General features: G+C 39.4%; 15 protein-coding genes and 1 pseudogene. 8 read left to right on the forward strand and 8 right to left on the reverse strand.

Annotated features, from left to right (window positions below; translation table 11 throughout):
• Positions 1-299 precede the first annotated feature (299 nt).
• Genes BLP80_RS12750 through queF form a run of 4 tightly spaced genes read right to left on the reverse strand, consistent with a single transcriptional unit; the run spans position 300 to position 3,030 of the window.
• Entirely contained in the window at positions 300-761 is a 462-nt protein-coding gene (locus BLP80_RS12750; RefSeq protein ID WP_090543827.1) for a hypothetical protein, read from the reverse strand.
• 42 nt (positions 762-803) lie between these two features.
• Positions 804-1,154 carry a DMT family protein gene (locus BLP80_RS12755; RefSeq protein WP_090543829.1) on the reverse strand — a complete coding sequence of 117 codons (351 nt, stop codon included), beginning with the start codon at positions 1,152-1,154 and terminating at the stop codon, positions 804-806.
• Positions 1,155-1,172: 18 nt separating this feature from the next.
• Positions 1,173-2,564 carry a class II fumarate hydratase gene (fumC, locus tag BLP80_RS12760; RefSeq protein ID WP_090543831.1) on the reverse strand — a complete coding sequence of 464 codons (1,392 nt, stop codon included), beginning with the start codon at positions 2,562-2,564 and terminating at the stop codon, positions 1,173-1,175.
• Between the two features lie 46 nt (positions 2,565-2,610).
• Positions 2,611-3,030, reverse strand: a complete 420-nt coding sequence (gene queF / locus BLP80_RS12765; RefSeq protein ID WP_090543833.1) for a preQ(1) synthase — start codon at positions 3,028-3,030, stop codon at positions 2,611-2,613.
• A 98-nt stretch (positions 3,031-3,128) separates the two neighbouring features.
• Here queF and smc point away from each other — a divergent pair, with 98 nt between their 5' ends.
• The 6 genes and pseudogenes from smc (at position 3,129) to BLP80_RS16395 (ending at position 9,407) form a co-directional block, all read left to right on the forward strand.
• Entirely contained in the window at positions 3,129-6,668 is a 3,540-nt protein-coding gene (gene smc / locus BLP80_RS12770; RefSeq protein ID WP_090543835.1) for a chromosome segregation protein SMC, read from the forward strand.
• An 85-nt stretch (positions 6,669-6,753) separates the two neighbouring features.
• The gene (locus BLP80_RS12775) at positions 6,754-7,881 is read left to right on the forward strand and encodes a cell division protein ZipA C-terminal FtsZ-binding domain-containing protein (protein ID WP_090543837.1); all 1,128 of its coding nucleotides are present in this window, start codon (positions 6,754-6,756) and stop codon (positions 7,879-7,881) included.
• On the forward strand, positions 7,874-8,056 hold the full coding sequence (locus tag BLP80_RS12780) for a CDGSH iron-sulfur domain-containing protein (protein WP_256325094.1): 183 nt from the start codon (positions 7,874-7,876) through the stop codon (positions 8,054-8,056). The genes BLP80_RS12775 and BLP80_RS12780 overlap by 8 nt, the downstream gene beginning before the upstream one ends.
• Positions 8,022-8,105: a CDGSH iron-sulfur domain-containing protein gene (locus BLP80_RS16390; RefSeq protein WP_256325096.1), complete on the forward strand. Its 84-nt coding sequence runs from the start codon at positions 8,022-8,024 to the stop codon at positions 8,103-8,105. Before BLP80_RS12780 ends, BLP80_RS16390 begins: the two co-directional genes overlap by 35 nt.
• A gap of 108 nt (positions 8,106-8,213) precedes the next feature.
• Positions 8,214-9,203 (forward strand): annotated as a pseudogene (lpxK, locus tag BLP80_RS12785) (tetraacyldisaccharide 4'-kinase); the annotation flags it as partial.
• A gap of 24 nt (positions 9,204-9,227) precedes the next feature.
• A complete protein-coding gene (locus tag BLP80_RS16395; RefSeq protein WP_256325097.1) occupies positions 9,228-9,407 on the forward strand; it encodes a Trm112 family protein in 180 nt (59 codons plus the stop codon).
• Between the two features lie 50 nt (positions 9,408-9,457).
• Here BLP80_RS16395 and BLP80_RS16710 read toward each other — a convergent pair whose 3' ends face one another.
• Positions 9,458-9,895, reverse strand: coding sequence for a protein YgfX (locus tag BLP80_RS16710; protein WP_371128830.1), 438 nt, complete (start codon positions 9,893-9,895; stop codon positions 9,458-9,460).
• A 95-nt stretch (positions 9,896-9,990) separates the two neighbouring features.
• Here BLP80_RS16710 and BLP80_RS12790 point away from each other — a divergent pair, with 95 nt between their 5' ends.
• The gene (locus BLP80_RS12790) at positions 9,991-11,037 is read left to right on the forward strand and encodes a CAF17-like 4Fe-4S cluster assembly/insertion protein YgfZ (protein WP_090543842.1); all 1,047 of its coding nucleotides are present in this window, start codon (positions 9,991-9,993) and stop codon (positions 11,035-11,037) included.
• Between the two features lie 242 nt (positions 11,038-11,279).
• On the opposite strand, the gene BLP80_RS12795 is transcribed toward BLP80_RS12790, so the two are convergent.
• Together BLP80_RS12795 and queD are read right to left on the reverse strand one after the other, a co-directional pair.
• Entirely contained in the window at positions 11,280-12,044 is a 765-nt protein-coding gene (locus BLP80_RS12795) for a TatD family hydrolase (protein ID WP_090543844.1), read from the reverse strand.
• A 26-nt stretch (positions 12,045-12,070) separates the two neighbouring features.
• The gene (gene queD / locus BLP80_RS12800) at positions 12,071-12,538 is read right to left on the reverse strand and encodes a 6-carboxytetrahydropterin synthase QueD (RefSeq protein WP_090543846.1); all 468 of its coding nucleotides are present in this window, start codon (positions 12,536-12,538) and stop codon (positions 12,071-12,073) included.
• Positions 12,539-12,554: 16 nt separating this feature from the next.
• On the opposite strand from queD, the gene BLP80_RS12805 reads away from it, so the two are divergent.
• The gene (locus BLP80_RS12805) at positions 12,555-13,415 is read left to right on the forward strand and encodes a radical SAM protein (RefSeq protein WP_256325095.1); all 861 of its coding nucleotides are present in this window, start codon (positions 12,555-12,557) and stop codon (positions 13,413-13,415) included.
• A gap of 78 nt (positions 13,416-13,493) precedes the next feature.
• Here BLP80_RS12805 and BLP80_RS12810 read toward each other — a convergent pair whose 3' ends face one another.
• Positions 13,494-13,778: a helix-turn-helix domain-containing protein gene (locus tag BLP80_RS12810; RefSeq protein WP_090543848.1), complete on the reverse strand. Its 285-nt coding sequence runs from the start codon at positions 13,776-13,778 to the stop codon at positions 13,494-13,496.
• Positions 13,779-14,164 lie beyond the last annotated feature (386 nt).

Consider the following 14,164-nt stretch of genomic DNA (forward strand, 5'->3'; position numbering starts at 1 on the left):
TTACTCCGTGGGGGAATAGTGGCAAGTGAAGTTGTGGCATCAGGAATTCCTCGAAAGAATATCTGTATAGAGTTCATCTCAAAAATCGTATCTTCTCAAAATCCAGTTTGTTTGACTGCCTATTTTTGTATCTCCTCCCCTGGCACATGTAATCGATTGATTTATATTTGTTCTTTAGAATTCTTTAAAAACGAGGGATGCTCCGAGATCAGGTTGTCTGAGGCTAAGGCTCTTTTTCGCGTTTGGCATGTTTGCATGTTTACGACTGGCACTGGATTTGCTTGGATGATGTTGGGCGGTCAGCTGTTTACGACCTCTAGCGGGCCTATAAAAATCACCCGCTCACCGTTTAGCGGATGGCTACGTACCCAACGGGCCGAGCCTAAGCACTTGGGTGTTGTTCGAGTGGCTTTAGCGTAGAGTGACTTTGCCGCCAGCCAATCGTTAGGCCGGTTGACCCAGGCAATGAAATCGCGATTGCGGATTCGCCCGAGCCAATGCCAGCCCAGATTTTCAACTTCGCGAAAGAATGGCGTGCGAAATCCAGAATCAGCAACGATGATAGGTGCTACATTGGCTGGTAGCAATGCTTGCAAACTCCTAAGAAATCGCTGCTGTATCCGACGGTTGCCCAGTTTCTTAACGGGATGAATTTCTTCGTGCAAGGTAACGGAATGCCCTCCCGTAGGCAAAGCCGCTCGTAAGAGTTGCTGATGCTGATCTGTTGTCAGGGGCGACCAGTCGATAAGGATCAAGGGCATGGGCAGGGATTGCAATAATCACAAGCGACATATTGTGAGCTTCTAAGAGATTTTATCTCTAAATATAAAATAAACGGCTCCAATCATGCACAGGCCAGCCCACAGATAATCCAGTTTTAGCGGCTCTTTTAAATAAAAAGCAGCAAAAGGCACAAAAATACTTAATGTCACAATTTCCTGGATGATCTTAAGTTGTCCTACGCTAAGTACCGTATATCCAATCCTATTCGCAGGAACCTGGAACATATATTCCAAAGAAGCTACTAACCAGCTTGTTAGAGCTGCAACAAACCAAGGTGCAGAATTCAATTCCTTGAGATGTGCATACCAAGCAAAAGTCATAAAAATATTACTCACAATGAGCAAAGATATACTGGTCAGTATTGGGTTCATGGTACCAAGATATGCTATTTAATTTTTTCCTACCATCTCTTCAGGATTAACCCATATATCAAACTCTTCTGCAGTAACATAACCCAAAGAGAGCGCGGCCTCTTTGAGTGATGTTTCTTCGTGATATGCTTTTTTAGCGATTTCTGCGGCTTTGTCGTAGCCAATGTGGGGATTTAGAGCGGTCACGAGCATTAAGGAATGCTGCATCAGCATATTGATACGTTCAACATTAGCCGTAATGCCTATTGCACAATGGTCGTTGAAGCTCATTATTCCATCTGCGAGCAATCTTGTACTCTGCAGAAAATTATGGATGATTAATGGTTTCATTACGTTAAGTTGAAAATTACCCATTGCTCCACCCATGTTAATGGCCACGTCATTACCCATCACCTGACAGCACAGCATGGTCATTGCTTCTGACTGAGTGGGATTAACTTTACCGGGCATGATTGAACTGCCTGGTTCATTCTCCGGAATTCTGATTTCGCCAATTCCGCAGCGAGGACCGGAAGCAAGCCAGCGAATATCATTGGCAATTTTCATTAAAGATACTGCCAGCGTTTTTAATGCGCCATGCGCATGTACCAGTGCATCATTAGCAGCGAGTGCTTCAAATTTGTTTAGAGCAGTCACAAAAGGGAATTTGGTTAGCTTTGCAATTTCAGTTGCTACACGTTCTGCGAATTCAGGATGTGTATTCAAGCCAGTTCCCACAGCCGTTCCACCCAAAGCTAATTCATATAGATGGGGCAATGATGCCTCAATATGAGTTAATCCATGATCTAGTTGCGAGACATAACCAGAGAATTCTTGCCCTAACGTCAATGGAGTTGCATCTTGCAAATGAGTTCTACCTATTTTGACAATATGGGTAAATTCTTCAGATTTACAAGATAACGTTTGACGCAATGACCGAATTGCAGGCATCAATTGATTATAGATTGCCTGAACTGATGCCACATGCATTGCTGTCGGAAATACATCATTGGAAGATTGTGCTTTATTCACATCATCATTGGGATGAACTTTCCGTTTGCTGCCGCGCCCTCCTCCCAATAATTCAGAGGCTCGATTTGCCAGTACCTCATTTATATTCATATTGGTCTGCGTACCGGAACCTGTTTGCCATACAACCAAAGGAAATTCCGTTGCATGTTGACCCGCTATCACTTCATCAGCAGCATCAATAATTGCATTTGCAACAGTTTGATCAAGCAAACCCAAATCACAATTCACGCGTGCCGCTGCACGTTTTACTAACGCTAGCGCGTGAATCAGCGCAGGAGGCATTTTCTCACTGGAAATTTTGAAATTTTGTAAAGAACGTTGCGTCTGTGCACCCCACAGCACATGAGCAGAAACCTGAATAGTGCCCATCGCATCACGTTCTTCTCTGAAATCATCCATAACAGCAGCCTACTCTATCAATTTAGCAATCATATATATTCGATTATTAGCCACGTGTATTAGATTGTTCATCAAATGGTTCAAAGAAAAGCGCGGGTGCTGGTTTCCAGTCTTTTTTGCGATGTTCCACAATGACATTGGTAAAAATTCCACCACGCACATAAAATTTGGCAGTAAGACGCATATATCTCGGTTTTAGAGCAGTCACCAGGTCATCGAGGATTTGATTGGTAACTGCCTCATGGAAAACTCCCTCATTACGGTAGGACCAAATATAGAGTTTGAGGCTTTTCAGTTCGACACATTTTTTGTCAGGAATATAATCCAGAATCAGTCTTGCGAAATCAGGTTGTCCAGTTTTGGGGCATAAACAGGTAAATTCCGGTATTTCCATATGAATCCGATAATCCCTTACAGGAAATGGATTGTCAAAAGTTTCCAGTTTTTTTGAGGGCTTACTTGCCATGCGTGTCTCTTCAACTCGTTTGGTTAAGGTTAAATCAGTTAAAATAACTCTTGAAGTTATTCTTCCGGTAAATTATACCAATTTTATTTACTACTAAATTGCGTCTATCCCAAATCAAACTCGCTGGGTTCAAATCCTTTGTAGATCCAACCACCATTCCTATTCCCGGAAATCTGGTGGGAATTGTTGGACCAAATGGATGTGGAAAATCAAACGTCATTGATGCTGTTCGCTGGGTTTTAGGTGAATCCAGAGCAACGGCTCTGCGCGGAGAATCAATACAGGATGTAATCTTTAGTGGTTCGGTCAACCGTAAACCCGTTGGACGTGCTAGCGTAGAGCTCATTTTTGACAATAAACTCGGGAAGGTAGCCAGCCAATGGGCAGCGTATAGCGAAATATCTATTAAACGTGTCATTCAGCGTGATAGCGAGTCAGCCTACTATATCAATAATACCCATGTGCGTCGTCGAGATATTACCGATATTTTTCTCGGTACAGGAGTTAGTGGTCGCGGTTATGCGATCATCGAACAAGGAATGATTTCTCGGATCATCGATGCTAAACCCATGGAGTTACGCATATTTCTTGAAGAAGCAGCAGGTATTTCCAAATATCGTGATCGACGACATGAAACCGAACTGCGTTTGACTGACACACGGGGGAATCTTATGCGCGTGGAAGACATTCTTCAGGAGTTAGGTAAGCAATTACAACGCTTGGAAGCGCAGGCAAATATCGCCCGAAAATTTAGTGACTTGCAAAAGCGATTAAATACCGCTTGTAATATTTTATGGTTAATCCAGAAACAGGAAGCGATCACAAAGCGCATCCATGCTGAGGAAGCAATTCAACAGCTGGGACTAGAACTGGAAAACAAAATAACCAGCTTGCATGAAATGGACCAACAGCTTGAAGAGATGCGTGCCCAACAATACGCGTTGAGCGATCGGCAACATCAGATGCAAGGTGAGTTATATTCAATTAATGCTGAGATTGCACGGATTGAGCAAAGACTACAACATGCACAGGAAAGTAGAGAATATTTTGCAAAACAAATCTCTACAATCGAAATGCAGCTACAAAACAATCAGCAACAAATGCAAGAGGCGCTTGCTCATCTTACCCATTGGCGCCAGGAAATTGAACAGGCGGAATTAGCTTGTATCTCCACCAGTCAGAATTACTACTTAGAAAATGAAAAATTACCAGAAGCTGAATCAGCTTTTCGCTCTAGCCAGGATCAGTTATTTGCTGTGCAGAAAAATCTGCTACTAGCGCAACAAACAGAAAAATTGCAACAGAGCCATCTAATCCATACAGATAAAGCAATCCAACAATTAAATTCACGTCATGAGCGCTTAATCCGAGAAAAAAACTCCCAACCCGAGATTGACCAAAAAGAGCTCACCAGCTTAGTGGAAGAAAAAAATCAGATCCTGGTTCAATTAGAAGAGAAGCAGCGTGTTCTGACTGAAGCAGAAAATCAATTAAAAGTCATTCAGCATATACGAAAGGAAGCTTTGCAGAATGTCCAATCTGCCCAGCAAGAGCTTACTCAAGCCAAAGCACAGCATGCAGCTTTACAGCGTATACAATGTCGCCTCGAGAATAATAAAGCATTGGATACGTGGCTATCCCAGCTCCAATTGGATTTATTACCGCGTTTATGGCAGTACATACAAATTGAAAAAGGCTGGGAGAATGCATTAGAAGCTGTTTTGCGTGAGCGTATTAATGCCGCTGTCGTTGAGCAACTCGAAATTGCTTTGAACTGGAAAAATAACCCGCCTCCCGGGAAATGGTCCATCTTTGAGACAACGACGCCAATTAATAATCAATCTACAAGCCATTTAGTACAAGAAGAGAAGCAATGGTCACTACTCAGTTCATATCTAATTTATACCCATGATGGGATTCAACCCGTTGTGGAAACCTGGTTAAACGGGATATTTACCATTAGTGATATTGAAGCTGGCCTCACCCAGCAGAAGGAACTTATTCCTGGTGAAATGTTGATTACTCCTGAAGGCCATGTATTTACTTACTGCAGCTTGAGCTACTATGCACCTGATTCTCACTTACATGGTGTTTTAGCACGGCAACGCGAGATAACCCAAATTGAGGCCGATATCGACAAATTTGGGAAAAGTCTCTCCCGTTCTCAATTAACTTTGTCTGAGATAGAAGAAACTTGTCACGAACTTGAGGCGACAATCTCGGAACTACATAGCGAAATATTGCAACTAAAGCAACAGGAACATGAGTTGCAGCTTGAGATCGTGCAGCTTTCACAGCTTATGGAGCGAGTGTCACAACGACACCGCCAAATCGAGGATGAGTTGATTGAGATCTCACATCAAATATCAGTGGAATACGCTCAAAAGCAAGAAGCTGAAATAAAGCTTGCTGAGAATAAAACACAAATCGCTAATCTAGAAGAGCAACTGCAGCAAATTAAGTTAACTTGCGAGGTCGCCGAACAATCACTTGCTACACAACGATTACTTATACAAAATTTGGCAGAAGAAAGGCGTGAAGCTGTCTTTCATGAAAAAAACTGTCAAAACAAAATTGAACAACTAAAAAACGATATCCTGGCAATCAATCAGAGTACAGACGATTTAACGGAAACTCTGGAAAAATTGCATAACGCACAAGATGATCTGGATGATGAGCCACTTAAAACTCTGCTTAATGAATGGCTAGCAAAGAGAATATATCAGGAGCAGATTTTGACATCGGTGCGTCATGATCTAGAAAATACAATCGATGTGCTACGTGAAATAGAGCAAGCGCGAGTGAAGTCTGAGCAGATTTCACATCAGCTCAGAGACTCTATCAATCAGACACGACTTAAGGAGCAGGAAGCGCGTCTAACTGAAAATCAGTTCAATGAGAAACTTTTAGAGGTCGGCGCAAAAGAAGATGAATTGCTTCCTTTGTTAATTAGTGCACACCCTCCCAGATTGAAAACAGAAATTAATCGAATTAATACTGAAATTACAGCGCTTGGAGCTGTTAATCTCGCCGCATTGGAGGAGTTGCAAGCTTCTCAAGCGCGTAAAGCATATCTTGATGAACAATCTAGTGATTTAAAAGAAGCGGTCGCCACTTTAGAAAATGCAATTCGACAAATTGATCGAGAAACACAGGAACGCTTAACAAAAACTTTTGATAAGGTAAATACTAATTTAAGCGAATTATTCACAACTATCTTTGGGGGAGGACAAGCAAAATTAGTTTTAAGTGGTGAAGAAATTCTTGATGCAGGTATGCAGCTTACCGCACAACCGCCCGGCAAAAAGAATAACTCTATTCATTTACTCTCAGGTGGAGAAAAGGCACTTACTGCTTTAGCGCTCGTATTTTCATTATTCCAACTTAATCCCGCACCATTTTGCTTACTTGATGAAGTGGATGCGCCTTTAGATGACAATAATTCAGAACGCTTTTGTGATCTGGTAAAACGCATGTCGAGAGAAACCCAATTTTTGTTTATCAGTCACAGCAAAACCACTATACAAATGGCAGAACAGCTAATTGGTGTTACCATGCAAGAACAAGGAGTTTCACGTATAGTTACAGTTGATTTTGATAAAACCATAAACTTTGAAAAAGAAATAAGAATAGGTTAATAGTTATTTAAAGATAGTAAGGAAATTATAATTATAATGAGTAAAGTTAATAATATTGACTTATTAAACATGAGCGACTTTGGGTATGAGTGATTTACAAATCAGCTTAATCATTATTGGTGTCATTGTTATCGGCGGTGTAGTTTTCTTTAATTGGTTACAGCAAGCACGCTACCGACGTAGTGTGAAACGGTCATTTGAGCATGAGCATGAAGATGCATTATTGAAAATGGGCAAAACTACGTGGGAAAATGAACGTATTGAACCAAAATTTGGTAATGAATCCTTATCAGAGCTCCAAACTGAAACTAGAACCATAAAAGAACAGTCACATTTTCAACCTGATGATCTGCCTATCGATGAATCACCGGTAGAGCAGAAATCAGTTAATTTTGATAGCACCATCAACTACATTACAAGTATTCGGGCTAATAAACTAATCACTCACGATAAGCTAACGGAGTTATTGCAGCAAAAATTTGACTTTGGAAAACCTGTACATTGGTTTGGACTTACTCAAGATGGTCAGACATGGGAGGAGATCACCATTGAGTCGCTTAATACTAAAGGTGGGTATATATACTTAAATGGTTGTTTACAACTTGCTGATCGAGCTGGGCCAGTTAGTGAAGTCAATTTATCTCGATTCCGAGATATGGTCGAAGATTTTGCATCACAAGTAAATGCAATTGCTGATTGCCCTGATATTTCGGATGCACATTTAAAAGCGGTGTCCCTCGATAAATTTTGTGCAGAGGTGGATGTAGTAATGGGTATTAATATTATCAGCAAAGATGGTGGCGCCTTTGTTGGGACAAAAATACGCGCCTTAGCTGAAGCATCTGGTTTTAGGCTTGAATCTGAGGGCGCATTTAGATATCGTGATGAAAATAATGCAATACTGTTCTCGCTCGGCAACTATGAAACAACCCCCTTCTTGCCTGCCAATATGCGTACGCTTACCACACATGGTATTACTTTTTTATTTGATGTTCCAAGAGTAGCAAATGGTGAAAAAGTATTTGATCAAATGGCTCAACTTGCAAGACTTTTTTCTTCTACCTTAAATGGTATTCTAGTAGACGATAATCGTGTGCCATTAAGTGATAATGGTATTAGGAGAAGTAAGCAACAGCTTATAAATATTCAAGCTACTATGACAGCACATAATATTCCTGCTGGCAGTGAAATCGCCCTGAAGTTATTTGTGTAATCACAAAAAAATTTCTCCAATCGAGGTACAGCTAGAAGCAGGTCGTCAATATTATTGGTGCACATGCAGTCGCAGCAAATCTCAACCATTTTGTGATGGCTCGCATAAAGAAACCGAATTTGTTCCTTGGGCTTTTAATTTTGAGCAAGCTAGATCATTGGTTATGCACATGTAAGAAAACTAAAAATGCACCTTTTTGTGATGGAACTCACAATAAATTGTAATAGATAGCTGTCGTATCGAAATAATTTCTCTGAATTAAAATTTACTTAATACCACCCTTTAAAATTCTGCATGTCTTATTGTCTGTAATTTAAAGAAATATACGATTAATGAATTGGTCTGAACTATATTGGCACCGTATTACACCACTTCATGTAATTCTTTGGCCATTAAGTTTGTTTTTTATAATATTATTAGCATTCAAGCGATTATTATTTCGACTTGATGTGCTGCATTCAGTTAAGCTGCCTGTGCCAATAATTGTTATTGACAGCATTACAGTTGGGGATGCTGGTAAAACATCTTTAGTAATTTTGCTAATTAAATCATTAAAAACTTTCGGATTACACCCTGGGATCATTAGTCGCGGCTACTCTGAAAATTACGGATCACCCCTCCCTGTTACGATCTCAAGTAAACCCAGTGTTGTAGGAAATAAAGCACTGCTGATGGCTTATCTAAGTAAGGGTATTTGCCCAATATGGATTGGTCATGATCGTGTAAGTGTTGCACAAGCCCTACTTACAGCTCATCCTGAATGCAATGCACTTATCTGTGATGATGGTTTACAGGATCTTCGACTCCACCGAGATTTAGAGATTGTTATGATCGATAATAGCAAACTAAGTTTTGGTAACGGCTTGATTTTTCCAGCCGGACCTTTACGAGATACCCTATCTCGCCTAAATCAAGTAGATGCAGTAGTAGTAAATGAGAAAAGCAGTAAACTATCAATAAATACTGGAAACCATGTCAAAACATTCTACCTAAGGCCAGGAAATGAATATTTTATAAATCTACTTAACTCCAATTATCGCGCCAAAATTCCTACATTTAGAAATAAATTTATTCACGTAGTTACTGATATCAATCATTCCCAAGACTTTCTTGATGAGTTAAAGTACTTAAAATTAAATATAAAATCCCATTCTGTTATTAATGATTACCAATTCACCAAAGAAAATATACAATGTCCTCCTGATGCTGAAATCATTCTTATGAGAGAAAAGGATGCTGTAAAATGCCTTGATTTTGCTAATGAGAAATTTTGGGTATTACATGAAGAAATAGCTATTGATATTGGATTACGAGAAATTATATTAAAAAAACTAAGAGAAAAATTTATGGATCCAAAGCTTTTAGATATTCTAGTATGTCCTTTGTGCAAAGGTCCGTTGGTTTATAAGAGAAATGAAAAAGAATTAATTTGCAAACCTGATCGTTTAGCTTTTCCAATTAGAGACGGCATTCCAGTCATGCTAGAAGAAGAAGCACGAATATTATCAGTAGAAGAAGAAATTTAGCTTTCTCAATTTAAAAAAACAAAATAATCTTCTGATCTGAACCAGTTAATTTATTTTTTTCTCCATTTCCACCTTAACCATATCCGTAATTGCCGAAATTTCTCAACATCAATTCCGTCTGGAAAAATGACTATATTGCGAGAAAAAATCGAGTGTGGAGATTTCAGACTCAGCACAGTCAAATAGGGTGTTACGAAGGTATCGCTTTTAATTGTAAAGATAATATGTTCATTAGACTGGGTTTGTGCTTTACAAGTAGAAGCATCCGTTGATGATAAATAAAATGATACGATTGATTGTGATGAAAGTAGCAATGCATGATAGCGCAAATATAAATATAAGCTTATAGCCAGTAATACAGTCCCTATTAGTCTAATGAATGTTGTCCAATCTATTTCCCATAAGATGCAAGCAGCTGAGAAATGTGTGAAACATAATAATGCAACAAATTGTCTTGATGATTTAAGATGAATGATTAATTCTGACATAACTACAGAAATTAATATTTCAATTTAGTTAAATTAATAGTTTATAAAATAAGCTATAAACGTAAGATTAATATTTCCGATTAGATATTTTTTCTATGAATTCTATTTGGCAGACTTTCTTACAAGAGCACAATGCTATTATTGAAAAGGGGCATGTTATACATTTCAAAGATAGTACTATAGAACTAAAAAATGCTCAAAATGATACTATTCTGGTTGATCTCTCCAGTTTTGGTCTCATTCATTTCTTAGGAGAAGAAGCATCAGCTTTTTTACAAGGGCAGTTAAGTTGTGATCTGAGGAAAGTCAATCATCAAACCGCCCAATACGGCAGTTACTGTACTCCTAAAGGCCGTATGCTAGCAAGTTTTCTAATATGGTCAGGTATAGCCAATAACGAGTATTTCATGCAATTACCTTCCATTCTACTCGATGTTATTTCTAAACGCCTTTCAATGTATATCCTACGCGCGAAGGTACAATTAGACGATTACAGTGATACTTTGATACGTATTGGTATAGCGGGAAGTAAAGCAAAATTGTTAATTGAAGAAATATTTCATGGAGCAACACTACCAGTCTCATCACTCAGAACAGTGCATACTGAGAAAGGAAGTATTTTATGCCGGAATGTAGATCGCTATGAAATTATCACAACGCTAGATCAGGCAATCACAATATGGCCACATTTAGCCTCACAGGCGACACCAGTTGGAACGATGTACTGGGATTGGTTGGAAATTAAGGCAGGCATTCCTGTAATTTTACCAATAACGCAAGAGCAATTTATTCCTCAAATGGTAAACTTGGATGTTATTGGGGGGGTAAGTTTCCACAAAGGTTGCTACCCAGGGCAGGAAATCATCGCACGAACACAATACCTTGGTAAATTAAAACGCCGTATGTATCTGGCCAATATCGCTTCATCCCAACCAGTTATGGCCGGTGATCATTTATTTACTACTGAATTATCGGAGCAATCATGCGGTATGATAGTCAATGCAGCACCCTCACCCGAAGGCGGTTTTGATGCACTTGCCGTCATTCAAGCTAATAGTGTCGAGACAAATAAAATATTTTGGAAAAGTCTAAATGGTCCGGCATTACGTATGCTGCCTTTGCCTTATCTTTTACCTCAGTAGCATCAACTCATTTAGTAACGTATATATACTCCGCGCGGCCACAATTGCAGATTTTGAAGGTGCTGAAACCCTTAAATTATAAGGTTTCTTTTGCGTCTCTATTTTCCGCAATTGTGGCCGTGCGGAGTATAGCTTTTTATCGATTTTTGGTGTCTGGATAAGCGCTTTCCAGCTAGTATTTTCCAGATAAGATCATATTCATTGTTTGCAGTTGCATCGATAAGAAAATATGCCATAGCATCTTAAACTATCTTAAATAGGTTGAAAAAATTATTTGTGGTAATTGCTGCGATTTCTTTCAAACTCATTTCACGCAATTTGGCTATCTCTTCAGCAATATAGCATACGAAAGCCGGCTGATTGATCTTTCCACGATACGGTACTGGAGCAAGATAGGGAGAATCTGTTTCAATTAATATCCGATCAAGGCGAATTTTTCTAGCGACATCTTTAACAGTAGTAGCATTCTTAAAGGTAATAATGCCAGAAAATGATATGTAAAAATTCATCTCAATTGCCTGTTGTGCGACTTGCCAATTTTCTGTGAAGCAATGCATTACACCCCCTACACTGTCTGCACCTTCTTCAGCCATAATCCGCAACGTATCAGCCGCTGCTTCACGTGTATGAATGATAAGCGGCTTATTGCATTGCTTTGCTGCGCGAATATGCTGACGAAAGCGATCTCTTTGCCATTCTAGATCTCCTTTAAGTCGAAAATAATCAAGTCCAGTTTCTCCAATAGCAACAACTTTAGGATGATCAGCAAGTTCTGCTAATTGCAAAGCGTTCGGTTCAATTAAACTCTCATAGTCAGGGTGTACACCCACAGATGCAAAAAGATTGTGATGCAATTCCGCTAATGAGCGTACACGAGGAAAGTTCGCTAGATTAACGCTTACACACAATGCATGTGTAACGTTATTTTGTCGCATATTATCTAGTAATTCATCAAGATTGACCGCAAGATCAGGGAAATCCAAGTGACAATGGGAATCAACAAACATGGCCGCAGATTATTAGATTCATATTATTACAAATTGTAAGTACGGTTAATTCTTTCTCTTATCGCATCGGCCCAGCAATTAGGTGTTTCATACAATCGAACTTGCTCTAATCTAAGTCGATTTCCGTAAATACCTTGAAATGCGAAGTCTAGTATATGAAAAGCTTTAATTGCTAGATTTTCTGCGGTTGGTTGTGTGTCTAAGATAACTGTTTTATGATTTTCGAGTGATTGTAGAAATTCAAGTACAATCGTATCCCCAGCATACACTAGAAAAGCATGGTCCCACTTATCGACTAAAACATCTTTAGCAATACGTTTAATTTCAGAGAAATCCATAACCATCCCTTGCTCTGGTACACCCTCCTCAGAGATAATATTGCCTGATAAAGTAATTTCTACCACATAACGGTGACCATGCAAATGACGGCACTGACTATTGTGTGTGGAAATACGATGTCCCGCATCAAATTCTAGCCTACGCGTAATCAACATTTGGTGGATTATATCATTGAAGCCTGCTGCTAAACTATTAAGCGTTTCAGATCATGGCCGCGATAGCGCTAGCATGATTTACGTTTATCCTGTTATCTCACGTCGAGCCTCGGGCGTATCAATTGGAATCAATCTGAATCCCAATAACGCTTGTAATTGGCGATGTATCTATTGCCAAGTGCCAGATCTCAAACGTGGTTCATCACCAACGATCGATTTAGACAAACTTGAGCAGGAGTTACGCACTTTTCTCAATGAGCTGCTTTATGGACGCTTTATGCTAGATAAAGTACCGCCGCAAGCCAGACGTATCAATGATATCGCTTTATCAGGCAATGGGGAACCAACAAGTGCAAAAGAGTTTGAGCAGGCAATAAGCCTGATTGAGCGGGTCAAATATGATTTTCCACTACCAGAAGGGCTCAAATTGATTTTGATTACCAATGGAAGTTTGATTGATCGACCCTCTGTTCAGAGGGGACTTAGCCGTATGGCAAAACTAAATGGTGAGATCTGGTTCAAATTAGACAGTGTGACGCTAGAAGGTCGAAGCCGCATCAACAATACTCGAATGAGTTTACAAAAGATGCATAACAATCTGGGGTTGGCCGCATCGTTATGCCCGACCTGGCTACAAACCTGCGTGTTTAAAATAGATGGTACACCTCCTCCTGAGAAGGAAATTAACGCCTATCTTGAGTTTCTCTACAAAATACAACAAGAAGGTATATTATTACAAGGAGTATTGCTATACGGGCTGGCACGCCCTTCTCTGCAACCTGAGGCACCGCGACTCTCGAAAGTTTCGACAGGATGGATGGAATTATTTGCCGAAAAAATTGAAAATCTTGGGTTGAAAGTAAAAGTTCATCCATAATCACGATTTATAAAATCAGTCAATATTTCTAACGCAATTAGCTGGTTTACTAAATATCAATAAATGGAACCTTCGAAGTTATTTCAATTTCGCTGATTTTTTCAAGCTTTTATATAGTTCAGGATACTGTGCTTTTAGCATTGCAGCTACAATCAGATCATCTCGTTTGATTTTGGTCAAATCAATATGATCAATATGAACCAAACGTACCAGCTCTCTGACAGCTTTTGGCATTTCTCGCCCACTCTCATAACGTGAACCACCACTCTGGGTTACACCTACTTTACTCCAGAATTCTTGTTGATTAAGGTCAAGTTTCTGTCGAATTTCCCTTAGATTAGGTATTTTCTTAAATAGTTTCATTTTGTCTGTTCTCAAATGTCATAAAGTTTATAAAAAAATAGACTAAGAAATCTATTTTTCGTTCCCATATCAATCTAGAAATGCCAATAATCAAAAATAGTGTAATAAACCTTACACATTGATTATCGGTATATTTGTGGCTAATTTAAGCTGTATCTCTACAAATAAATTAAATACACAGAAACTAGCAGTTCGTTGTAAGCGTTCAGCGCGTCCATCTAAACACAGATAATCCAGTCCATTATTATCCCCAGACATATTTCAGGGAGATAATTGATGGCATTAACGCTACTCAAACAAAACCATATAGGAGCCTGGCAGGTTAGCGGCTTATCGCAAAGGGCTTATTGTCGTCAGCATGGTTTGAACGCCAAAACATTTGGTAA

It is taken from the genome of Nitrosomonas sp. Nm132 (assembly GCF_900100485.1).
Lineage (GTDB): Bacteria > Pseudomonadota > Gammaproteobacteria > Burkholderiales > Nitrosomonadaceae > Nitrosomonas.